Annotated in this window: 19 protein-coding genes; 14 read left to right on the forward strand and 5 right to left on the reverse strand. The window is 66.4% G+C overall.

Translation table 11 applies throughout. The annotated features are described in order from the left end of the window. Nucleotides 1-195: 195 nt before the first annotated feature. The 3 genes from RZ1_RS26335 to RZ1_RS26345 are packed head-to-tail and all read right to left on the reverse strand — an operon-like array spanning nucleotide 196 to nucleotide 4,523. Nucleotides 196-1,719, reverse strand: a complete 1,524-nt coding sequence (locus RZ1_RS26335) for an aldehyde dehydrogenase (RefSeq protein WP_072815578.1) — start codon at nucleotides 1,717-1,719, stop codon at nucleotides 196-198. A 28-nt stretch (nucleotides 1,720-1,747) separates the two neighbouring features. Next, on the reverse strand, nucleotides 1,748-3,094 hold the full coding sequence (locus RZ1_RS26340) for an MFS transporter (RefSeq protein ID WP_072815579.1): 1,347 nt from the start codon (nucleotides 3,092-3,094) through the stop codon (nucleotides 1,748-1,750). Between the two features lie 25 nt (nucleotides 3,095-3,119). Beyond that, on the reverse strand, nucleotides 3,120-4,523 hold the full coding sequence (locus tag RZ1_RS26345) for an FAD-binding protein (RefSeq protein ID WP_072815580.1): 1,404 nt from the start codon (nucleotides 4,521-4,523) through the stop codon (nucleotides 3,120-3,122). 155 nt (nucleotides 4,524-4,678) lie between these two features. On the opposite strand from RZ1_RS26345, the gene RZ1_RS26350 reads away from it, so the two are divergent. Genes RZ1_RS26350 through acnA form a run of 4 tightly spaced genes read left to right on the forward strand, consistent with a single transcriptional unit; the run spans nucleotide 4,679 to nucleotide 10,108 of the window. After that, a complete protein-coding gene (locus RZ1_RS26350; protein ID WP_072815581.1) occupies nucleotides 4,679-5,455 on the forward strand; it encodes an IclR family transcriptional regulator in 777 nt (258 codons plus the stop codon). After that, nucleotides 5,452-6,657 carry a CaiB/BaiF CoA transferase family protein gene (locus tag RZ1_RS26355; protein WP_072815582.1) on the forward strand — a complete coding sequence of 402 codons (1,206 nt, stop codon included), beginning with the start codon at nucleotides 5,452-5,454 and terminating at the stop codon, nucleotides 6,655-6,657. The genes RZ1_RS26350 and RZ1_RS26355 overlap by 4 nt, the downstream gene beginning before the upstream one ends. Beyond that, entirely contained in the window at nucleotides 6,654-7,514 is an 861-nt protein-coding gene (locus RZ1_RS26360; protein ID WP_072815583.1) for a citryl-CoA lyase, read from the forward strand. Before RZ1_RS26355 ends, RZ1_RS26360 begins: the two co-directional genes overlap by 4 nt. Continuing rightward, nucleotides 7,514-10,108 carry an aconitate hydratase AcnA gene (acnA, locus tag RZ1_RS26365; protein ID WP_072815584.1) on the forward strand — a complete coding sequence of 865 codons (2,595 nt, stop codon included), beginning with the start codon at nucleotides 7,514-7,516 and terminating at the stop codon, nucleotides 10,106-10,108. The genes RZ1_RS26360 and acnA overlap by 1 nt, the downstream gene beginning before the upstream one ends. Before the next feature lie 601 nt (nucleotides 10,109-10,709). Here acnA and RZ1_RS30225 read toward each other — a convergent pair. Next, nucleotides 10,710-11,021, reverse strand: coding sequence for a hypothetical protein (locus RZ1_RS30225; RefSeq protein WP_139281996.1), 312 nt, complete (start codon nucleotides 11,019-11,021; stop codon nucleotides 10,710-10,712). 134 nt (nucleotides 11,022-11,155) lie between these two features. Here RZ1_RS30225 and RZ1_RS26380 point away from each other — a divergent pair, with 134 nt between their 5' ends. From RZ1_RS26380 to RZ1_RS26395, 4 genes are all read left to right on the forward strand, one after another. Further along, a complete protein-coding gene (locus RZ1_RS26380) occupies nucleotides 11,156-12,655 on the forward strand; it encodes an amino acid permease (RefSeq protein WP_072815587.1) in 1,500 nt (499 codons plus the stop codon). 63 nt (nucleotides 12,656-12,718) lie between these two features. Further along, on the forward strand, nucleotides 12,719-13,033 hold the full coding sequence (locus tag RZ1_RS26385) for a hypothetical protein (RefSeq protein WP_072815588.1): 315 nt from the start codon (nucleotides 12,719-12,721) through the stop codon (nucleotides 13,031-13,033). Between the two features lie 14 nt (nucleotides 13,034-13,047). After that, nucleotides 13,048-13,263: a hypothetical protein gene (locus RZ1_RS26390; RefSeq protein ID WP_139281997.1), complete on the forward strand. Its 216-nt coding sequence runs from the start codon at nucleotides 13,048-13,050 to the stop codon at nucleotides 13,261-13,263. 39 nt (nucleotides 13,264-13,302) lie between these two features. Further along, complete coding sequence (locus RZ1_RS26395) at nucleotides 13,303-13,989, forward strand: YceI family protein (protein WP_072815590.1); 687 nt, start codon at nucleotides 13,303-13,305, stop codon at nucleotides 13,987-13,989. Here the strand turns inward: RZ1_RS26395 and RZ1_RS26400 are convergent. Next, nucleotides 13,970-14,902, reverse strand: coding sequence for a sterol desaturase family protein (locus RZ1_RS26400; protein ID WP_072815616.1), 933 nt, complete (start codon nucleotides 14,900-14,902; stop codon nucleotides 13,970-13,972). The genes RZ1_RS26395 and RZ1_RS26400 overlap by 20 nt on opposite strands. Before the next feature lie 144 nt (nucleotides 14,903-15,046). Here RZ1_RS26400 and RZ1_RS26405 point away from each other — a divergent pair, with 144 nt between their 5' ends. From RZ1_RS26405 to RZ1_RS26430, 6 genes are all read left to right on the forward strand, one after another. Beyond that, nucleotides 15,047-15,508, forward strand: coding sequence for an RrF2 family transcriptional regulator (locus RZ1_RS26405; protein ID WP_072815591.1), 462 nt, complete (start codon nucleotides 15,047-15,049; stop codon nucleotides 15,506-15,508). Nucleotides 15,509-15,595: 87 nt separating this feature from the next. Next, nucleotides 15,596-16,195, forward strand: coding sequence for a TetR/AcrR family transcriptional regulator (locus RZ1_RS26410; protein ID WP_072815592.1), 600 nt, complete (start codon nucleotides 15,596-15,598; stop codon nucleotides 16,193-16,195). Nucleotides 16,196-16,234: 39 nt separating this feature from the next. Continuing rightward, a complete protein-coding gene (locus RZ1_RS26415) occupies nucleotides 16,235-18,574 on the forward strand; it encodes an MMPL family transporter (RefSeq protein ID WP_072815593.1) in 2,340 nt (779 codons plus the stop codon). Between the two features lie 42 nt (nucleotides 18,575-18,616). Further along, complete coding sequence (locus tag RZ1_RS26420; RefSeq protein ID WP_072815617.1) at nucleotides 18,617-20,344, forward strand: ABC transporter ATP-binding protein; 1,728 nt, start codon at nucleotides 18,617-18,619, stop codon at nucleotides 20,342-20,344. Then, nucleotides 20,341-22,239 (forward strand): ABC transporter ATP-binding protein, encoded by a 1,899-nt coding sequence (locus tag RZ1_RS26425; protein WP_072815594.1) that lies wholly within the window; start codon nucleotides 20,341-20,343, stop codon nucleotides 22,237-22,239. Before RZ1_RS26420 ends, RZ1_RS26425 begins: the two co-directional genes overlap by 4 nt. Before the next feature lie 71 nt (nucleotides 22,240-22,310). Then, on the forward strand, nucleotides 22,311-23,594 hold the full coding sequence (locus tag RZ1_RS26430; RefSeq protein WP_083583931.1) for an ROK family transcriptional regulator: 1,284 nt from the start codon (nucleotides 22,311-22,313) through the stop codon (nucleotides 23,592-23,594). Nucleotides 23,595-23,598: the final 4 nt, after the last annotated feature.

Consider the following 23,598-nt stretch of genomic DNA (forward strand, 5'->3'; position numbering starts at 1 on the left):
AATCTCGCCCGACTGTTTGATAGAGCGAGGTGGGTGACGTACTCGGGATCGGTGATCGGGAGCGGGCGCTCGTGATCCCAGGTACGCCACCCCGGCCCTGAGCGATGGAGACGGCGGCTTGGTGCCATCTCACCGGCAGTGGTCCCGCGGGCTATTCGAGTTCTGGTCGACCGACGAAGCGGCCGATCTGATCACTCAGGCGCGCGGGTTGAACGGGTCCGTGATGGTGTTGCCGGTGTCAATCCAGACAGTTTTGACCTCGGTGTATTCCTCGATTGCGTGGAATCCGTTCTCGCGGCCGAGTCCGCTCTCCTTGAAGCCGCCGAACGGGGCTACGTGGTTGGTCTTGCGGTAGTTGTTGACCCACACGCTGCCGGCGCGGAGTCGCTTGACCATCCGAAGTGCCCGCGCGACATCGCGGGTCCAGACTCCTGCAGCTAGTCCGAACGAAGTGTCATTGGCGATCCGGACTGCGTCGTCCTCGTCGGTGAACTTGATAACGACGGCGACGGGGCCGAAGACCTCTTCCTGGGCGATGCGCATCTCGTTCGTGACATGGGTGAAGACCGTCGGTTGCACGAACAGGCCGCGGCTCAGTTCGGGATCGGAGGGGCGTGATCCGCCGGTGGCGAGGGTGGCGCCGTCCTCCTTGGCGACCTCGATGTAATGCAGGACCTTGTCGAACTGTGACTGGCAGGCGACAGTACCCATCTCTGTAGCTGGATCGAGGGGGTTGCCGAGCTTGATCTGCGCGGTCCGTTCGACGAGGTCCTTGGCGAACTGGTCGTAGATGTCCGCATGGACGAGTACTCGCGAACCGGCCATGCACGTCTGCCCGGTGGCAGCGAAGATGCCCGAGATCACGCCGTTGATGGCGTTCGGTAGGTCGGCATCAGGGAAAACGATGTTCGGGGACTTGCCACCGAGTTCGAGGGAGACCCGGGCGAGGCGCTCGGCGGCGGTGACAGCGATCTTCTTGCCGACGGCGGTGGAGCCGGTGAACGCGATCTTGTCGACGCCTGGATGAGCGGCCAGTGCTGCGCCAGCGGGTCCGGCGCCGGTGACGACGTTGATCACTCCGTCTGGGAAGCCGGCCTGCTGGGCGATCCGGGCAAGGACGAGGGTGGATACCGGGGTGATCTCGGAGGGCTTGATGACCACTGTGTTGCCTGCGGCGAGCGCGGGGCACAGCTTCCACATCAGCAGCGCGAGTGGACTGTTCCACGGCGTGATCGCGGCGACGACACCGATCGGTTCCCGCACGGTGAAGACCTGCATGTTGGGCACGCTGCTTGCGAGGGTCTCGCCGGTGGGGCTTTCGGCGACTCCAGCGAAGAAGTAGCAGTGATTCGCGAGTGCGAGGGTCTGACCATGGACCTCCCTGATCAGTTTGCCGTTCTCGAGGACCTGGATGCGGGCGAGTTCGTCGGCGTTGTCGCGGATGAGATCGCCAAACTTACGCAGGAGGGTCGCGCGCTGGAGGGGTGTGGATTGAGCCCACGGTCCTTTATCGAATGCGCGCCGCGCTGCCCCGACGGCCTCGTCGATGTCGGCGGTGGTCGCGGCGGGAACCTGCGCCCACGGTTGTGCGTCGAAGGGGTTGATCGAGTTGAAGGTGGCACCGTCGGATGACGCTTTCCAGCCGCCGCCGATCAGCATTTCGTAGCGTTCTGTCTCACCGTCTGGCCGAGTCGCGGTGCTCGAATCGGTGGCAGTCATGAGGGTCCTTCCAGTTGTTGTGGGTTGGTCAGGCGGGGGTGGTGGAGCGTGCCGTTGACGGAACGAGATCGTTGTCCGGCTTGTGCGCCACGTGGTGATCCTGTGGTGCGACGACGATGGCCACGAGGGAGACGCCCGAGGCGATGATGATCATCAGTGCCAGCGGCCACCAGGTGCTTCCTCCATTGCCGACGATAGCTTCGGCGATGAATGGGGTCGGTGCGCTGAAGAGCAGTCCGCCAAGGGCGTTGCTCAGTGCGGTGCCGCTGTAGCGGACCTTGGTGTCGAACTGGTCGGCGATCAAGCTCGAGACCACGGAGTAGGTCGTGGCGTGCGCTCCGACCATCATGACGACGATGACGGCGCCCGTCAGAACCGTGTGCTCACCGCGGAGCAGCCAGAAGAAGGGGAAGGCCGCGAGGGTCGTGAAGATGATGCCGGCGATGAAGATTCGGTGGGCGCCGATGCGGTCACTGAGCGATGCGAGATAGGGAAGTGCGGCCAGGTCGATCACAGCGGCGATCATCACCATGAGTAGGGCGGTGTTGCGTTCGAGTCCGAGTGACTTGGTGGCGTAGCTGAGAAAGTAGACGGAGATGATGTAGAAGACGACGTTGACCGAGGCCTGCAGTCCGATCCCGATTGCGAGGCTCTTCTTTGCGCGGGCGAACACGTCTCGGATCGGGAGGCGCGCCGTCTCCCCGGCGTCCTTGATCTGTTGGAACTGTTCGGATTCCTCGACGCCGAGTCGGATTGCCAGTCCGATGAGCACCAGGACGAAACCTGCGAGGAAGGGAATGCGCCATCCCCAGTCGAAGAGTTGTTCGTCGGAAAGGGTCGCCACTGCAGACATCACGGCTGTGGCAAGGACAAGTCCGAGGGGACTGCCCATCTGGGGCGCAGAGCCGTACAAGCGGCGCTTCGACGCCGGGGCATGTTCGACCGACATCAGCACGGCCCCACCCCATTCGCCGCCAACGGCCAAGCCTTGGAATAGCCGGAGGACCACCAGCAGCACGGGTGCCCAGATTCCGATCGAGTCGTAGGTCGGGAGCAGACTGATCAACCCGGTGGCGGTGCCCATAATCCCGAGAGTTGCGATGAGCGTGGTTTTTCGACCGAGTTTGTCGCCGAAGTGGCCGAAGATGGCTGCCCCGAGTGGCCGCGCGACGAACGCGACGCCGAGGGTAGCGAAGGAGGCGAGTCGACCGGTGTGCTCGCCCACGCCGGGGAAGAACAGGTCTCCGAATACGAGGGCCGCGGCAAGGCCGTAGATGAAGAACTCGTACCACTCGATTGTGGTACCGACCAGACTCGCTAACGCAGCCCGGCGGGGTGTACTCGAACCAGCCTGGGCTGGTGAGGTCGTGGCCATAATTCCTCTTGAGGGGTTGGTGCGCTCACAGGAACGCAGGGTCGGTGGAGGTCTCGATCCGATGTGCTGCGGACTTGCCGGCGATCCGGCCGAAGACCAGGGCACGGAGAACGGAGGTCGCCCCGGGGTACTTGTGGTGGTAGACGCCGGCGACCTCGCCGACCGCGTACAGGCCGGGGATGGGCACGCCTTCCCGATTGATCACCTGGGCCTGCTCGTCGGTTTTGAGGCCTCCGAAGGTGAAGGTGATCGCACACGTCACCGGCCAGGCGACGTAGGGCGGCTCGTCGAGGGGGCGGGCCCAGTTCGACTTGGGTGGTTCGAGCCCCTCGGTGGCGACTCCGTCGAGGGCAGTCACATCCAGTGGCCCCGCCGTCGTGGCGGCGTTGTACTTCGCGACAGTATCTGCCAGGGCGTCCGGATCGAGGTCGAGACGGCGGGCCAGGGCGTCGATGGTTTCGGCGGTCTCGGGCTCACGGTCAGTCAGCACAGCGCGAGCAATGTTGTGGCGCATGAGCTTTTGATCGGCAATGACGTAGGCGAACTGGTCGGCGTCGCGCCAGATACGGTATGCCACCGATTCGAAGGTGTTGTCTGGGGTATCGGCACCTTCGTCGACGAAGCGCTTGCCGTGATGGTCGACGAGGATGCCGTACGGGTACACCATCACCAGGGCTTCAGCACAGCGGGTTCGGGCGTCGACCGGTTCGCCGTGAAAGCGTTCGAACTGTCCGTCGGTGTCGGCGCCTGCACGGATTCCCATCTCGATGCCCTCCCCTTTGTTCGAGCGTCCTCCGGGAGCGATGGGGGCGAGTTCGTGGCCCCGATCGCCGAGGTAGCGGTCGAGCAGCTCACCGCTCCCCTCGAAGCCACCTGAGGCCAGAACGACGGTGCGGGCAAGGAATCGTCGCGGCTGTCCGGAGCTGTCGACGGCTTCGACGCCGACTACACGTTCGGCGTCGCCCTGAATCAACTCCTTTGCGGTGACTCCGTATTCGATGGTGCCGCCGAGCTCTTCGATCCGTGCAGAGAGGGTCTCGACGATGGACGCCCCTCCACCAGCCGGCATCAGCCGCGGGCCCTTCGAAGTCAGGAAGTAGGTGAGGTCCGACTTCGTAGCGACACCGTTCTGGTTGAGCCAGTGCATCGTCGGCTGTGCAAGCTCAGCCAGACGGGTGATGATTGCCTCGTCGGTCTTGCCCCTGCTCAGCTCAATCATTCGTGTGGTGAAGTCTGCGGCCGGCGACCCGTCCTCCTCCAGGCGGAAGAACGCGCCGGTCCATGCAGTGTTGCCTCCCCGACCGTTCTTGGGAGCGCGCTCGAGGATGACTACTCGTCCGCTCGGAGCGGATTGGAGGAACTGCAGTGCAGTTGCCAAACCGCCCGCACCGCATCCCACGACGAGAAGATCAAGCTGTTCGTCACTCACGGACGTCCTTCTTTCTACATCTGTACCCACTGTGTGGTTCACAACGACCACCAGATAGTTCATGTGCCCCGTGTCACGAATCGAAACACGAACAGATCGCCGCGTCAACCCGTTGTGCGGTTTACAGAGTCCATACAATGGTTTAGCTTCGAGTCATGGCTGAGACTGACACCACGTCCCCACGGGCAGACGGAGGCGTGCGGAGCATTGCGCGCGCAGTGGAGATGCTTGAACTCTTCGACAAGGAGCACCCAACCCGCACGCTCCGTGAACTGGTCACATTGACCGGACTGCCGAAGACCACCGTTGTACGGCTGCTGGCGACACTCGACTCGCTCGGACTGATTCTCGACCGCGGAGACTCGACCTACGGGCTGGGAGCTGGATTCTTGCGTTGGGTGACACTCGCTCAGTCCCTGTGGGAGGTCAGCGCGGACACGCGGCAGAAGATGACGCAGCTGGTCGACACCTGCGGTGAAACCGTCAATCTCTACATCCGCCAGGACCTCAACCGCGTGTCGATCGCGCAGGTCGAAGGAACGACGACTGTTCGCAGCGTGGTCGAGGTCGGCGTGCCGTACGCGCTCGCCTCCGGGGCCGCGGCGAAGATCCTGCTGACGGGCGCATCGGAAGCTGTGATCCACAACCTGGTTCACACGCGACCAGACTTGGACTTCGAACACCTGATGCGTGAAGTCGCCAGCATCAAGGAGGCGGGCTACTCCGTCACGCATGGGGAACGGGAACTCGGAGCATCGGCGGTGGCGGCACCGATCTTCTCCTCCGACGGCCGCGTCATCGCTGCACTGTCGGCGAGCGGACCCACCTCGCGGTTCACCGCCGATCGGGTGGGCCGCTATGTGGATGCCGTGACAGAAGCGGCGGCGAGCATCACCGCCGCTGGTCTCGGCAATGTGGAGGTGTTCCTGTGACCGCCAACCTGCTCGAAGGCGTCCGCGTTCTCGACCTCACCAATGTGCTTGCCGGCCCGTTCGCCGGCTACCAGCTGGCGCTGATGGGCGCCGATGTGATCAAGATCGAAACTCCCGGAACCGGTGACTTGGCTCGCCAGCTGGGCGCCGATCCTCAACTGAGTGCCGAATTCCTCGGCGTGTCCTTCCTTGCGCAGAATTCGGAAAAGCGTTCGGTCACAGTCAATCTCAAGTCTCCGGGCGGCAAGGGGGTGTTCGAGAAGCTGGTCACCGAAGCCGACGTGCTCGTCGAGAACTTCCGGCCTGGTGTCCTCGAACGTCTCGGGTTCCCGTGGGAGAGACTGCGGCAGATCAACCCCCGGCTGGTGTACTGCGCTGTATCCGGGTTCGGTTCCACCGGACCGATGCGCGGCCGCCCCGCCTACGACCAAGTTATCCAAGGTTTGTCCGGGATCATGAGCGTGACCGGCACACCGGAAACGGCGCCACTTCGGGTCGGGTACCCGGTCTGCGACAGTTTCGGCGGGCTTGCCGCGGCCTTCGCCATCACTGCCGCGCTGTTGCGTCAGCGCAGGACCGGGGAAGGCGCGTACCTCGACACGTCCATGCTCGACGCCGCCGTGACATCGATGGGATGGGTCGTCTCCGATCACCTCATTGCTGGCCGGGAGCCGACTCCGATGGCCAATGAGAACATCACTTCCGCCCCATCGGGCACCTTCGATACCGGTGATGGCGCACTCAACATCGCGGCAAACAAGCAGGAGCAGTTCGAAGAACTGTGCAAAGTCCTCGAACGAGAGGAATTGATCGACGATCTACGCTTCCGCACTCGCGAGGACCGCAAACGAAACCGCGACCTCCTGCGCGACGAACTCGAGGCGTCTCTGAAGGCGAGGTCCGCAGCCGAATGGGACACCATCCTGCTCGACACCGGTGTGCCCGCTGCCCCGGTCGTCTCGGTACCCGCAGCTCTGACCTCCGCGCAGATCGCGCACCGTGAGCTCGTCACATCGGTCGACTCGCCGGCAACTTCTGGCGGATCCGTACGAGTACTGGGTCTTCCCACTCATGTCGACGGCCGACGAGTCTCACCGACCTCTCCACCACCGACTCTGGGCCAGCACACCGAAGAGATTCTCACCGAGCTGGGCTACGGCCCGGCCGACATTGCCCGCTTGCGCGAGGAGAACGCAATATGAGCACCGCCCGTGAGGACGCGATCGAGCGGACATCAAGCCGCGACGTCACCGATTGGTGGTCTACCGCCATCTCCGACATCGAGCCCGGAGTGATTCGATTCAGGGGCTACCCCGTCGAGCAGCTGATCGGCAACATCGGTTTCGCCGAGATGATCTGGCTGATGGTTCGGGGAGAGCTCCCCGCCGCTGGTCAGGCCGCGCTGCTCGAGAAGGCACTCGTGGCCGCTGTGGATCATGGGCCGCAGGCGCCGTCGATCGCCGCCGCACGAATGGCCGCGACCTGTGGTGTGGGCATGCACGGAGCAATGTCCACCGGCGTCGGGCTGCTCGGTGACGTACACGGTGGCGCCGGTCAACAGTGCATGCAACTGCTCGAACGGATCCGCGACCGGGTGAACGAGACTGGTCTGGAAGCTGCTGTCGCGCAGACCATCGCCGAACACCGCGCTGCGGGAAAGTACATCCCCGGGTTCGGGCACCGCTTCCACCCGCGAGATCCACGCCGCGACCCGCTGCTGGATGCCGTCCACACCCACGTGGAGGCAGGCGCGATCGACGGGCACTACCTCGAAGTCGCGCAGGAAATCGAACGGCAACTCGCGGCCGGACGAGACCGACCCGTCCCGATGAACATCGACGGGGCCACCGCGGTGATCTACGCCGAACTCGGCTTTGCCCCAGAACTCGGGCGAGGGTTGTTCATCCTGTCTCGCTCCGTCGGGATTCTCGCGCATTCCTGGGAGGAACGTGAAGGGGGCCGCCGGATCAAGGGCCCGATGCCACCGCCGTTGCTTCCCACCTACCTCGGAATCGCGCCGCGCGCGGTCCCCACCGAGCTGTCGGTGGATCTGTCGTGATGGTGGACTCCTTCAACGCACTTCGCCCACTTGCAGGAACGTCGGCACGGTTCTACGACCTCAGCGCTGCCGAGCAAGCGGGCGCCGGTCCCCTACACCAGCTCCCGTTTTCGATCCGGGTACTCGTGGAGAACATCCTGCGCCACGAGGACGCACGCGCCGTGCTCGCCGACCACGTCCGCGCACTAGCGAACGGCGAGCACGGGGCCACGATTCCGTTCACCCCAGAACGGGTGCTGCTCCAGGATGCTTCCGGAATCCCAGTCCTCGCCGACATGATCACCTTGCACGAGAGAGCGGAGCAGGACGGGATCGATCCCGCTTCGGTCTCGCCGCGACAACGCCTGGACCTGGTGGTCGACCACGCACTCGAAGTCGATGTGGCTGGCAGACCCGATGCGGCGGTGAGAAACCTTGATCTCGAGTACCACCGTCATGCGGACCGCTACCGGTTCCTGCGGTGGGCACAGTCGCGGTTCCCGACGTTGCGCGTCGTTCCGCCGGGCATCGGGATCTGCCACCAACTCAACCTCGAAGTTCTCGCCGACGTCGTCTGCGTCGGCGGCCACGAGCGCCCCGATATCGCACGGTTCGACTCGGTCGTCGGAACCGACAGTCACACCACGATGATCAACGCGCTATCCGTCGTCGGGTGGGGTGTCGGCGGAATCGAGGCCACTGCGGCGGCGCTGGGCCAGCCCATCCTGCTGCCGGTCCCGGCCGTTGTGGGGGTGCGTCTCACCGGAACTCTGCAACCTGGAGTCCTTGCAACCGACGTCGCGCTCACGCTCGCTTCGATGCTCCGCGACCATGGCGTGGTACAGAGCATCGTCGAATTCCACGGCCCCGGCCTGGCCGATCTGTCCGTGCCCGACCGAGGCACCATCGCGAACATGGCTCCCGAGTACGGTGCCACGATGGCCTATTTCCCGGCCGACGAACGCACCCTCGCATATCTCGCCACCACAGGCCGGCGCGAGTCGACACTCACGATCGCACGGGCCTACCTGACCGCGCAGAACATGTTGCACACGCCGGAGCTTTCACCGCCCAGGTATGACGAACTCCTTCACCTCGACCTCGCGGAGGTGGAGCGGACGATGGCCGGGCCATCACGACCCCACCAGACCTTCGCTGTATCCGAGCTTCCCGCCAACGCTCCGATTTCCAGATCCACCGACAGTGGCGCCCTACGAGACGGTGACGTCGTCATCGCCGCCATCACCAGCTGCACGAACACCTCCAACCCCAAGGCGATGATCGCCGCAGGACTTCTTGCCCGCAACGCGGTCGAACGTGGCCTCACCCGGGCGCCGTGGACCAAAACCTCACTCACACCGGGCTCCCGCGAAACTGCCGACCTACTTCAATCCGCAGGACTCCAGAATGCGCTCGACCAACTCGGATTCCACGTCACCGGGTTCGGATGCGGAACATGCATGGGAAACTCCGGCCCACTCGACGCTGGGGTCACCGAGCAAATCCATCAGCACGCCCTCTCCGTGGCTGCCGTGCTGTCCGGAAATCGCAACTTCCCGGGGCGCGTTCACCCCGACGTCGCTCACTCCTACCTTGCGTCACCGCCGATGGTCGTGGCCATGGCAATCGCCGGACGTACCTCGATCTCACTTCAGGACGAGCCGATCGCGACCGACCGCGATGGGAACCCTGTTCTCCTGGAAGAAATCTGGCCGACGGACGGAGCCATCGAAGCAGTCGTCCGACGCAACGCCGAGCGCGCCCGCAACCACGTGAAACCGCTGCCACTCACGACAGCGAAATGGCAATCTCTACCGCACCCGGTCGACGACACCTACACCTGGGACGGCGAGGCCGGCATGATCCGGCGCCCACCGTTCACCGATCCGGCACTGACGCGCCCGGTCGTCAACGGTGACATCCTCGCGGCGAGACCACTACTCGTGCTCGGTGATGGAATCACGACTGACCACATCTCACCGGTAGCACGAATACTGCCCGATTCACCGGCCGGCCAATGGCTGACCGAGCGAGGAGTAGCACCCGACGACTTCGGCAGCTACAGCGCCCGCCGCCTCAACCACGACGTCATGCTCCGCGGCGGCTTCGCCAACCCGCGACTCGAGAACAAACTCGCTCCCGGCAAGGCCGGCCCATGGACGAGGCTGCTCCCTGACGGAGAGATCCTTCCCGTTCATGAGGCAGCCGACGTCTACGCGAACAGGGGAGTACCTACCGTGGTCGTCGCAGGGCACTGTTACGGGGCCGGATCTGCCCGGGACTGGGCAGCGAAAGTCACTCGCCTCCTTGGCATTCAAGCGGTCATCGCCCAGAGCTTCGAACGCATCCACCGCACAAATCTCGTCGCCCTGGGTGTGTTGCCAGTCGAGTGTCCACAACTGTCACCCGTCGACCTGATCGGTGACGAAGAGATCGAGATCATCGGTCTCACCGCGGGCCTCGGAGTGCGGACCCCCGTGCTGGTGAAGATTCGCGACGCGACAGGTGGTGAACGAATGTTCGATGCGCGAGCCCGAATCGACACCTCGGTCGAAGCAGAGTGGATTCGTGCCGGGGGTTTGATCGCTCATTCCCGAGGCCTCGCAGCCAAGTGATGTCCATGACCATCGTGATGTGGATCTGGCGCACTTCCCGTCTGCGCCGTGAGGCGCTGTGATTCGGGTGGAGGTGAGAGACCTTCACCGCTGACCTGTCGTAGCAGGTCGGTGGAGTTGAGGGCAGCCCGATCCGGGTGGTGCCGGAGAGGGCTGGAGCAGCCCTGACAACGCCGGGACGTGGCCAGTACTGCCAGATGGTGCGGGTCCGGCAAGCGAGATGAAGAGGAGTACGCGAGGAGCCAGCGTTGCCTGCGTCCCTCAATGCGCCACCTGGTCGAACCTGGCGGAGCTGGGCAGGACGCGGTGCGCAGGAACTCCTGGGTCGGTTTATGGAAGCCGGCTGGGAGGCCACGAGGAAGGTCTACGGCGTACTCGTGGCGATGCCGCAGGGACACATCTGCGCGTCACAGTCGTGTTTCACCGCCGCGGAGACCGCGGAGCTGTGCCGTTCGAGAGGGCTTTCGCTCGGGGGTGAAATTCGTCGTCGGGCCCGCGTCACCGAAGCGCCCGATAGCCCCGGCACGTTGGGCGGCGGCGGTCGCCGGGAGTTCCTCCTCCACGTTGCCGCCGTCGGAGCCGTGCCAGGTGCCGGCCTTCTTCACGCCCTTGACTCGCCGGGCGGCGTCGGCGGGCGGAGATCCGCAGGGTGCCGATGAGGAAGTCGCCGGCAGCCGAGACGGGCCGGGATCATCCGTTCGGTGGTTTCGACGATCAGCCGGTGCCCGACCGCAGTGGTCTTGCGCAGGGATGTTTCCAGGCGTTGCAGGACCTCGACGATGTCGTCGTTCGGCAAATTCTCGAGCCGGCCGGTTCGGGGATCGCCCAGAGTCCTTGGCCCGGGGAAGGCTGTGACAGGGTCACCTGGCCGGAAACAGCACCAGCGGCGGTCGCCGCCGCCTGCGCCGATCATCGAACGGTAGGAGCCCTGCCGGAAACATGACCCGGGTTTCCGAACACGTTCGAATCCCTCAGAGGCGTCTGTATGAAGTTCCACTCACGGGGGTAGCCGCAGCGGTACGTTTCCTCGCAAGGAGAGGAGTCGGGATGACTCAGGTCGGCGACGCACGGGGGAGCGGACTGTTCCGCACCAAATCGGTCGAGCAATCCATTCGTGACACCGACGAACCGGATTCGAAGCTACGCAAGGACCTCACCGCGTGGGACCTGATCGTCTTCGGTGTCGCCGTCGTCATCGGTGCCGGCATCTTCACGTTGACGGCCCGTACCGCCGGCAACGTCGCGGGCCCGTCGGTGTCGCTCGCGTTCGTCTTCGCCGCGATCGCGTGTGCCCTCGCTGCCCTGTGCTACGCCGAGTTCGCGTCGACCGTGCCGGTTGCCGGTAGCGCCTACACGTACTCGTTCGCGACGTTCGGTGAATTCGTCGCCTGGATCATCGGCTGGGACCTCATCCTCGAGTTCGCGCTGGCCGCCGCGGTCGTCGCCAAGGGCTGGTCGCTGTACCTCGGTGAGGTGATGGGCGGTCTGTCGTCGTCGTTCATGCTCGGATCGGTGAAGGTCGACTGGGGTGCCGTCCTCATCACCGTGGTGATCGGCGTGCTCATCGCGACGGGAACGAAGCTCTCGTCGCGGGTGTCGCTGGTGATCACCTCCATCAAGATTGCGGTCGTGGTGTTCGTCGTCGTCCTCGGCGCGTTCTATATCAAGGCCGAGAACTATTCGCCGTTCATCCCGCCCGCGGAGGTCGGCGAGACCGGTGAGGGTGTGCATCAGTCGCTGTTCTCGTTCTTCACCGGTGCCGGTGGCGACACGTTCGGGTGGTACGGACTGCTGGCCGCGGCCAGCCTGGTGTTCTTCGCGTTCATCGGGTTCGACGTGGTCGCCACGACCGCGGAGGAGACCCGCCACCCGCAGAAGGCGGTACCGATCGGCATCCTCGGCTCGCTCGCGATCGTTACCGTGCTGTACGTCGCGGTCAGCCTCGTCCTCACCGGCATGGTGAACTACACCGACCTCGCCGGGGACGAGTCGACCCTGGCCACGGCGTTCGCGCTGAACGGCATGGACTGGGCGAAGAACCTGATCTCGATCGGTGCTCTGGCCGGCCTGACCACCGTCGTCATGGTGCTCATGCTGGGTCAGACGCGCGTGTTGTTCGCGATGGCCCGCGACGGCCTGATGCCGAAGCGTCTCTCGCATACCGGTCGTCGCGGCACCCCGGTGCGCACGACGGTGGTGGTGACCGTGGTCGTCGCGGTTCTCGCCGGTTTCATTCCGCTGGGCACCCTGGAAGAAATGGTGAACATCGGCACGCTGTTCGCGTTCGTCCTGGTGTCGCTCGGGGTGATCGTGCTGCGGCGCATGCGTCCGGATCTCGAGCGCGGTTTCCGGGTGCCTCTCGTTCCGTTCGTGCCGATCCTCGCGGTGATCGCGTGCCTGTGGCTGATGATCAATCTGTCGGTGGAGACGTGGCTGCGGTTCGTGGTGTGGATGGCCCTCGGTGTCGTCGTCTACTTCACCTACAGCCGCCGGCATTCGGTGCTGGCGAAACAGACCCTGCCCGAAACACCGACGTCGTCGCCTTGACGGGAACGGGCGGGCCGACGGGGCGAATCGAATATTCTTGACGCATCCGACCGGAGGCCCACCATGCCGCAGCGTCTGAGAATCGACCGGGGTTTCACCATCGGGGCGGGCGCCGTCCAATGCTGGACATGGAACTGGCACGGCGAACCCGACGCCGATCGCGGGCCCGTCCTGTTCGTCGCGGACCCGAAGGACGTCCCGCCCCAGCGGGTGGTGCTGGTGACCTACGACATCGCCAAGTGCCGCGCCGGACCCAACGAGCCGCATCCGTCGGAAGTGTTCTACGAGTTCAAGATCCGCAACGACAGCAACATCACCGTGGCGTTCCGGCTGGAGATCGTGCTGCTCGACGACCTTCCGGTCCGCGACACGGCATGACGAACGGGAGCGCCGTGAAAATCACCGTCATCGTCGGACCGCAAGGGCAGGTCGTCGGGACGGCTCACCACATCGACGGCGAGGAGGGTTCCGGCACCGGTGGTCCGATCGCCGGTCCCGGCCAGTCGGTCCTCGTCCTCGACGTGCCCGCCCACGTCGAGGACGTCGATAATGTCGACGAGCTGTACCGGGCGCTCGAACGCATCATCCGGTCCGGTACACCGAAGTAATCCACCCGCGGGACCGACGCCGCAATTAGGGTCGTGGCCATGCGCAAGCTCTGGTGGTCCCTTGCGGCGGTCGTGGTGATCGTGGTGTTCGGATTCTTCGTCGCGCCGTGGGTGTACGGGACGTTCATCGCGGAGGACGACGCCCCCGCCGCGTCGGTGTCCGTGTCCGGCGCGCAGGCCGCGACCGGTGACCTGGCGGGTGCATGGACGATCACGCCCGGCTCGTCGACCAATCGCACCGCCGCCGGATACACCGTCCACGAAGTTCTGCGCGGCGCCGACGTCACCGTCGTGGGCAGCACCGACCAGGTCGCCGGGTCCGCGACGATCGAGGCCGACAAGCTCACCGCCGCCGACGTATCCGTGCAGGTCGCCGCGATCACCACCGACAGTTCGCAGCGCGACGGCCAGTTCCGGGGCCGGGTCATGGACACCGATGCCTACCCGACGGCCACATTCGTCCTCGCGGATCCGGTGGACCTGTCCGCGCTGCCCACCGACGGTACGACCGCGACCCTGCCGGTCACCGGAACGCTCACGCTGAAGGACCGGTCGCTGCCGGTGACCGTCGACGTCGAGGTGCTGCGCTCGGGAGCCGAGCTCGTGGCATCGGGCAGTGTCCCGGTGACCTGGTCGGATTTCGGGGTCGAGCCCCCGAGCCTCGGGTTCGTCACCGTCGACGATCGCGGCAGCGTGGACTTCCTGGTCAGCTTCGTGAAGCGCTGACCGTCGCGGATCGGTCGGGTACCCAACCGGGCGGCCCGAACGTGTAGCCGAGCTTGTCGCGCCACGACGCCGCGGACCGCCAGTCCCGCGCGATCGCCCGGTACTCGTGGGTCTGCAGATCCCAGATGTTGTAGGTGCCCACGGGCTTGGTGAGCCCGTAGGTGGGCCGGTGGGTTTCGGCCCGGAACGTGCCGAACATGCGGTCCCACACGATGAACATGCCCGCGTAGTTGCGGTCCAGGTAGTCGGGATCGCACCCGTGGTGCACCCGGTGGTGCGACGGCGTATTGAACACGAACTCGATCGGCCGCGGGAGCGTCCCCACCCGCTCGGTGTGGACGAAGAACTGGTACACGAGGTTGACGGAGAACCCGACGAACACCATCCATGGGGGAATTCCGATCAGCGGCAACGGGATCCACATGAGGATCTCGCCGCTGTTGTTCCACTTCTGGCGCAGCGCGGTCGCGAAGTTGAAGTACTCGCTCGAGTGATGCGCCTGGTGGGTCGCCCACACGATCCGGACCCGGTGCGCGATGCGGTGATACCAGTAGAACAGCAGGTCGACGCCGACGAGCAGGATCACCCACGTGTACCAGGCGTCGGCGGGCAGGTGCCACGGCGCCAGGTACACCCAGATCGCCGCGTAGCCGACGAGCGCAAGGATCTTCCACATCGCGCTGGTCGCGATGGACACCAGTCCCATCGAGATGCTCGCGCGCGCGTCGCGGGCCTCGTAGCCGCCGCGCGGCGGCCGGGCCCTGCCGTCCGGGCCGGGTTCGACGTGTTCGAGCGCGCGGGCGGCGGTCCATTCCAGGATCAGGAAGAGCAGGAATGCCGGGATCGCGAGCGCCACCGGATCCTGTAGTGGTTCGAGCAGCGAACCCCACGAGTGGAGCAGGGTCTCCCACATGTCGTCCTCCGAATTTCGCGCGGCAGACATTCAATCTACCGAAATGTGTCCAGGGTCACTCCATGTGGTTCCTGGCATACTTTCCCCCTGGTTCGATAGGAAATCGGGTGGGCGCCCGAGACGAGTACGGCGAGGGGGACGGCAGTGCACATCACCGCGAGGGTGGATTACGCCGTGCGCACGCTGCTCGAGTTGGCGGCCGCGGGCGACGCCCCGGCCAAGGCCGAGGGGCTGGCGAAGTCGCAGCAGATCCCGCACAAGTTCCTCGAAGCAGTGCTGGCCGATCTGCGACGCGGCGGCCTGGTGCGCAGTCGTCGCGGGCCGGAGGGCGGCTACTGGCTCGCCCGCCCGGCCGACGAGATCTCCATCGCGGACATCATCCGCACCGTCGAGGGCCCGCTGGCCTCGGTGCGCGGGGAGCGGCCCGAGGACGTGGCCTACACCGGTCCGGCGCGGCGGTTGCGGGATGTGTGGGTCGCGGTCCGGGTGAACCTGCGCGCGGTCCTCGAGGAGGTCACGCTCGCCGACGTCGTCGACGACGACCTGCCCGCGTTCGTCGCCGATCTCATCGCCGATCCGGGAGCGTGGACGCGCCGCGAGGTGTGAGCCGCATCACCGCTGCTCGGCGAGTGTGGCCAAGCGCATAAATCTGCACAGCTCTGCAAAGTTACAGACTTCTGCAAGTTCGGTACCGTGGATGACGTGACCCAACTCGGACTGCGCGATCGCAAGAAGGCTGCCACCCGGGCCGCCCTCGGCGCGGCCGCAGCCCGGCTCGCCCGCGCCCGGGGCATCGAAGCCGTCACCGCCGACGCGATCGCCGCCGAAGCGGGCGTCTCGACGCGCACCTTCCACAACTACTTCGCGAGCAAGGAGGAAGCGGTCCTCGGGCACCTCGAGGCCCTGCTGCAGAACTGGCTCGACCGGCTACGCAACCGGCCGGCCGGCGAACACGTGTGGGATTCGATCGAGGCGGCGGCGATCGAGGTCGTAGCCGAGATCAACGACTTCGACGAACTGTGCGCGATGTTCGAACTCGTCGAGCAGAGCCCCTCCCTCGTCTCGCGCAGCATCGAGATGCAGACGCGCACCGCACCCCTGCTGGTCGAGACGATCGCCGAACGCAGCGGCCACGACGCCGGCACCGACATCTACCCGGTGCTGCTCAACTACTGCGCAGTGGCCGCGATCCGCGCAGCCATCGACCTGTGGATGGCCGGAACCTCCGGCGCGCAATCCCCCGAAGAACTCATCCGAGCCGCATTCGATCGGCTGCGGCAAGGAATCTCGTAGCCGGCTTCCGCTGCGACATATCCGAAAGAAAGGCGCCCTGTGGCTACCTACCTGTATCGGATCGGCAGATTCGCCTACCGGCGGAAAGGCACGGTCCTGTCCATCTGGCTCGCGGTCCTCGTCCTGTTCGGCGTGGGCGCGGCGACTCTGTCCGGACCCACCACCGACTCGTTCTCCATCCCGGGCACGCCGGCGCAGCAGGCTCAGGACCTGCTCGCCGAGCGCTTCCCGAACGCCGCCGACCCGATGGGCGCGCTCAACGCGCGCTTCGTGTTCGCCGCCCCGGACGGCCAGACCCTCGACGAACCGCAGAACAAGGCGGCGATGGACGAGGTGCTCGCCGCCGCCCGCGGGATCGACAGGGTCACCGAGGCCGCGAAGATCGATCCGGCCGCCGCGACCCCCGAACAGCAGCAGGGTGTCCTCGTCGATCCCGTCACCGCCGACGCGGGCCTCGTCGAACGGATGAAGGCCGCCGCGCAGCAGCAGGGCGGTACCGAGGAATCCGCGCTTGCCGACGCCGCCGCGCTGTCCCCGCTCAGCGCCGACCGCACCGTCGGTTTCGTCACCGTCCCGTTCGACGGCACCTTCACCGACGTCGACGACACGATGCGTGAGCAGATCGCTGCCGCCGCGGAGGTGGGCCGCGATGCCGGCCTGAACGTGCAGGTCAGCGGCACCGCCGCGGCCGAGGCCGAGATGCCCGGCGGTCTCACCGAGCTCATCGGGATCGGTGTCGCCGCGGTCGTCCTCGCGCTGACGTTCGGCTCGCTCGTCGCCGCCGGTCTGCCGTTGATCACCGCGATCATCGGCGTCGGCATCGGCAGCCTCGGCATCACCATCGCCACCGGCTTCGCCGACCTGAGCTCGATGACCCCGACGCTGGCCATCATGATCGGCCTGGCCGTCGCCATCGACTACTCGTTGTTCATCGTCTCCCGGTTCCGCCACGAAATCACCGCCACCGCCGACCGCGCCGAAGCAGCCGGACGCGCGGTCGGCACGGCAGGATCGGCCGTGGTGTTCGCCGGTCTCACCGTGATCGTCGCCCTGGTCGCGCTCAGCGTCGTGGGCATCCCGTTCCTGTCCGCGATGGGCTACGCGGCAGCGTTCACCGTGTTCGTCGCCGTGCTCATCGCCATCACCCTGCTGCCGGCGATCCTGGGCCTGTTCGGCGGTAAGGCGTTCGCCGGTCGCCTCCCGGGTGTGAAGGCGAACGATCCGGAAGCGGACTCGGAGAAGCCGGGTGCCGCGCAGCGCTACATCGGCTGGGTCACCCGCAAGCCGGTGATCCCGCTCGTGGCCGGCGTCCTGATCCTCGGCATCGCCGCCGTCCCGGCCCTGAACCTGCGGCTCGCGCTGCCCACCGAAGCCACCGGCGATCCGCAGACCAGTTCCCGCCAGGCCTACGACCTGATCGACGAGGCCTTCGGGCCCGGCCGCAACGGCCCGCTGCTCGTCGTCGCCGACGCCCGCGACGCCGACATGTCGTCGCCCGCCGCGTTCGGTGCGGTCGTGCAGGACCTCTACGAGCACGACGAGGTCGTCAACGCGCAGATCGTCGGGGTGAACGAGGCCGGCGACACCGCACAGATCATGGTCACGCCCAGATCCGGACCCAGCGAGGCCGCGACCATGGATCTCGTCGCCGACCTGCGCGCCGGCGAAGCGGACTTCAACGCCCGCACCGGCATCTCCTACGGCATCACCGGGCAGACGGCCCTCGAAGGCGATGTCTCCGAGACCCTGCAGAGCGCACTCGTCCCGTATCTCGCCGTCGTGGTCGGACTCGCGTTCATCCTGCTGATGCTCGTCTTCCGGTCGATCCTGGTGCCGCTCACCGCGACCCTCGGCTTCCTGCTCAGCGTCCTGGCGACGTTCGGCGCGACCGTCGCGATCTTCCAGGAAGGCTGGGGCGGTCTGATCTCCAACCCGCAGCCGCTGGTCAGCTTCATGCCGATCTTCCTGATCGGCGTGGTGTTCGGCCTGGCCATGGACTACCAGGTGTTCCTCGTCACCCGCATGCGCGAGGACTACGTGCACGGCGCGACCGCGACGGAAGCGGTCCGAACCGGCTTCCGGCACGGTGCCCGGGTGGTGAGCGCCGCGGCGATCATCATGATCTCGGTGTTCGCGGCATTCGTCGCCGAACCCAACGCGTTCATCAAGTCCATCGGTTTCGCGCTCGCAGCCGCGGTGTTCTTCGACGCGTTCGTGGTGCGAATGGTCATCATCCCGGCCGTCATGGCGCTGCTCGGCGACAAGGCCTGGTGGTTGCCGAAGTGGCTGGACCGGATCCTTCCGAACGTCGACGTCGAGGGCGAGAAGCTCACCCGCGAACTGGCCGCGACGTCCGAGCGGGACACGGTTCACGCGTGAACGATCGCGGCGTGACGTGTCCGCCCAGGTAGGTTGATCCTCATGTTGGTCAGGCTTCTGCGGCGGTTCCTCACGCCTCATCGTGGTGCACTGGCTGCAGTCGTGGTGCTGCAGCTGGTGTCCACGGTGGCGATGCTGATCCTGCCCGGCCTCAACGCGGACATCATCGACAACGGCGTGGCCCGCGGCGACATCGGCTACATCATGCGCACCGGCGGGATCATGCTGGTAATCGCCGCGTTCGAGGTGGCATGCGCGATCGGTGCCGTGTACTTCGCGGCCCGGACCGCGATGTCCGTGGGCCGTGACATCAGGTTGTCGCTGGTCCGCCGTGTCGGGCAGTTCTCCGCCCGCGAGTACGGCAAGTTCGGTGCGGCGTCGCTGATCACCCGCAACACCAACGACGTGCAGCAGATCCAGATGCTGGTCATGATGACCTGCACCATCTTCGTCATCGCCCCCATCATGGGGGTCGGTGCCATCGTCATGGCGCTGCGCGAGGATCGCGGAACGTCGGTGGTCGTCGCCGTGGCGGTCCCCGTCCTGATCCTCACGATCCTGGGCCTGATGGCGCTGATGCTGCCGTCGTTCCGAGTCATGCAGGTCAAGATCGACAACGTCAACCGGGTGCTGCGCGAACAGATCACCGGTATCCGGGTGGTGCGCGCGTTCGTCCGCGACGATTCCGAACGCGCCCGATTCGACGAGGCGAACGCCGACCTCACCGCGACGGCGCTGCGTGTCGGGCGGATCAACGCGGTGCTCTACCCCGCGGTGATCCTCATCGCGAATGCCAGCACTGTGGCCGTGCTGTGGGTCGGCGGGCACCGCATCGGCAACGGCGACATGGAGATCGGGTCGCTGACCGCGCTGATCACCTACGTCACCCAGATCCTCCTGGCCGTGCTCATGGCCTCGTTCGTCGCGTTGATGGCGCCGCGCGCGGCGGTCTGCGCCGACCGTATCCTCGAAGTCCTCGACACCGAGCCGTCGGTGTCGCGCGCGGAGAACGCCGTGTCGACGCTGTCCCGGCCGGTCACCGTCGAGTTGAAGGGCGTCGGATTCTCCTACCCGGGCGCCGATGCGCCCGTGCTCCACGACATCACATTCCGCGCCGAACCGGGCACCACCACGGCGATCATCGGCGGCACCGGTTCCGGCAAAACCACCCTGATGCGCCTGATCCCGCGGCTGATCGATGTCACCTCCGGTTCGATCGAGGTCGGCGGAATCGACGTCCGGAACCTGGACCCGGCGGTGCTGCGCAGCGAGATCGGTGTCGTTCCGCAGAAGGCCTACCTGTTCTCCGGCACGATCGCCGAGAACCTTCGGTACGGCCGTCCCGATGCCACCGACGACGAGCTGTGGCACGCCCTCGAGATCGCGCAGGGCGCCGACTTCGTCGCGGCGATGCCCGACAAACTCGAGATGGTCCTCGCGCAGGGCGGCACCACCGTGTCCGGTGGGCAGCGTCAGCGCCTCGCCATCGCCCGGGCACTGGTCCGCCGGCCGTCGATCTACCTGTTCGACGACGCGTTCTCCGCGCTCGATCCCGCCACCGATGCCCGACTCCGGGAGGCTCTCGTGCCCGAGACCCGCGACGCGTGCGTCCTCATCGTCGCCCAGCGGGTCTCGACCGTGCAGGACGCCGATCGGATCATCGTGCTCGACGACGGAGCCGTCGTCGGGTCCGGCACCCACCTCGAGCTGCTGTCGGACTGCAGCGAGTACGTCGAGATCGTCGAATCCCAGCGGATGGCCGCCGTATGAGCACCCAGGCCCCGACCGTCCCGGCGCAGCCGCAGCAGGGACTCGCGTCGATCAAGCGGATCCTCGGGCTGCTGCGCCCGCAGCGTTTCATCGTCTACGGCGTGCTGGTGATGGTGCTGCTCGGGGTGATCGCGCAGGCGGTCGCGCCGCTGCTGCTCGGCCGCGCCACCGACGTCATCTTCGACGGGGTCATCGGCCTGCAGTTGCCGGCCGGACTCACGAAGGACGAGGCGGTCGCGCAGTTGCGCAGCGAGGGCAGCGACCAGTTCGCCGACATGGTGTCCGGAACCGCGGCCGTGCCCGGCGTCGGTGTCGACTTCGGTGCGCTCGGCCGGCTCCTGATCATCGTCCTGGCGCTGTATTTGCTGTCGTCGGCGCTGATCTGGGTGGCGGCGTACGGTCTGAACGAAATCGTCCAGCGGGTGGTTCGGGACCTGCGGTCGCGGGTCGAACGAAAGATCCACAACCTGCCGCTGCGCTACTTCGACACCCACTCGCGCGGCGACCTGCTCAGCCGCGTCAGCAACGACATCGACAACGTGTCGACCGGTATGCAGGAATCGATCAGTCAACTCGTGCTGGCCGTGCTCACCCTCATCGGACTCGTCGTGATGATGCTGTTGATCTCGCCGCTGCTCGCGCTCGTGGCGCTGTTCATGGTGCCCGCGTCCGTCGTCGCGACGGCGCTGGTGGCGCGCCGATCCCGGAAGCACTTCGCGTCACAATGGGCGGCCACCGGCAAACTCAACGGTCAGATCGAAGAGGTGTTCACCGGTCACGAGCTCGTCACCGCGTACGGGCGCACCGCAGACGTCGAGCGCCGGTTCGCCGACACCAACGAGGAGTTGTTCCGGTCCGCCTATCGTGCCCAGTTCGTATCCGGCACGGTGATGCCGCTGGTGACGTTCCTCGGCAACCTCAGCTACGTGGGTGTCGCCGTGCTGGGCGGGCTGCGCGTCGCGTCGGGCACCATCACCCTCGGCGAGGTGCAGGCGCTGATCCAGTACTCGCGTCAGCTGGCGCAGCCGCTCGCCCAGATCGGTGCGATGGTGAACCTGCTGCAGTCCGCCGCCGCGTCCGCGGAACGGGTGTTCGCGCTCCTCGACGAGCCCGAGCAGGAGCCCGAGTCTCCGGCGCCGACACTGCCGTGGGGCCGCCACGGCAGCGTCGAGTTCGACGACGTGTCGTTCTCGTACGACCCGGACCGTCCGCTCATCGAGCACCTGTCGTTGCGCGCCGAACCCGGCCAGATGGTCGCGATCGTCGGCCCGACCGGTGCAGGCAAGACCACACTCATCAATCTGATCCTGCGGTTCTACGAGCTGAACTCCGGTCGTATCCTCGTCGACGGGGTCGACATCACCTCGATGTCGCGGGCCGAGCTGCGGTCGCGTATCGGCATTGTGCTGCAGGACACGTGGCTGTTCGGCGGCACGATCCGGGAGAACATCGCCTACGGCAACCCGCATGCCACCGAGAATCAGATCCTGTCCGCGGCCCGCATGAGCTATGTCGACCGGTTCGTGCGCGCACTGCCCGACGGTTACGACACGATCATCGACGAGGAGTCGGGCAGCCTCAGCGCCGGTGAGCGCCAGCTCATCACGATCGCGCGGGCCTTCGTGGCCAAGCCGTCCATCCTGATCCTCGACGAGGCCACCAGCTCCGTCGACACCCGTACCGAACTGCTCGTGCAGCAGGCCACCGCCCGGCTGCGCGACGACCGCACGAGTTTCGTCATCGCACACCGGCTCTCGACGATCCGCGACGCCGACCGGATCGTGGTGATGGAGGACGGGCGCATCGTCGAACAGGGCACGCACGAGGACCTGCTCCGCGCCGGCGGTGCCTACACCCGGTTGTACGACGCGCAGTTCCGTGCCTTGGTGGACTGAACGACTCGTCCCTTTTGCGCTCGCTGAGCGGAAGCGTTCATTCACGGTGCCGACCGGTCGACAATGACCGCATGGCAGACGTGTCGAAACTCCGGATCGCCGCTCGCGCCACCTCGCCGACCGCGACGCGTCCGGGACGTCCGGTGTCCGACGCGGTCACCCCGGCCGGGCAGGTGCTGCGGGTGCTGCGCAGGGTCGGTCCCGCGACCCGCGGTGAACTGTCACGGCAGACCGGGTTCTCGTTGTCCGCCGTCAACCGGGTGGTCGGTGAGCTTCTCGGGCGTTCGCTGCTGCGTGACCGTCCGGAGCTGACGGTCGGCGGGGTGGTCGGCCGACCGCAGATTCCGCTCGACCTGAACACCGACGCGTTCTTCGCCGTAGGCGTGCACATCGACGATTATGGGATCCGTTGTGTCGCCGGTGATCTCCGGGGAAGGGTGCTCGACTGTCTCGAATTCGACGTCCCGGCCACCGCAGGGGCCGCGGTGCCGGTGGTCGGGTCCGCGCTGGACCGCTTCCGTCTCGCCTTCCCGGCCCGGTGCGCGCTGTGGGTCGGCGTTGCCGGTGACGGTCGCGCCGATCGCCGCGCCGTCCGTGGGCTCGCATTCGGATGGGACGACGTGCCGGACGCGGCGTGGTCCGCCGCGATCCCCGTACCGGTCACGGTGGCCCCGTACGTCGGGGCGATGGCCGACGCGGAACGGTGGGCACTGGAACTCTCGGGTCGGCCCAGCCCGTCGAGCTACCTGTATCTGCATGTCGACGAACCGTTCGGTGCCGCATGGATCGTCGACGGGCGCATCCCGGTACCACGCAGGGGCGCAGGCACGATCGGCCATCTCGCGACGGGTTCGGACGTGCCGTGCCCGTGCGGTCGCGTCGGGTGCCTCGAGGTCACCGTTGCGGACCGGACGCTGCTCGACGCCGCGGTCCGCGACGGCGTGCTCGGTTCGGGCACAGCGCCGAGGGGCGTCGGCGACCTGTACGAAGCGGCCGAAGGAGGATCGAGAGCAGCTGCGGCACTGCTCGATTCACGGTCCGACACCATCGGACGCGCGATCGCGGTGATGCGCGACATCGTCAACCCCGACGTCGTCGCGGTCGGGGGCCGGAGCCTGGCGGCCTACCCTCCCGGCCGGCGCATCATCGCCCGCAGCTATGCGCGGGCGAGCGCGCTTCCCGCTCTGCCACTGACCTTCTCGTCGTTCGGCGAACGGATCGGCGACGCCGGTGCGCTCGGTGCGTCGCTGTCCGCGGTGTACACCGACCCGGTCGGCGCGCTGCGTCGCCGAGCCTGGGGTCGCCGGGCCGCACGCCTGTCCTACGATCCCCCGATCGACCGCTTCTGCGGCTGAACGC

The organism is Rhodococcus zopfii NBRC 100606 = JCM 9919 (assembly GCF_001895025.1).
GTDB lineage: Bacteria > Actinomycetota > Actinomycetes > Mycobacteriales > Mycobacteriaceae > Rhodococcus > Rhodococcus zopfii.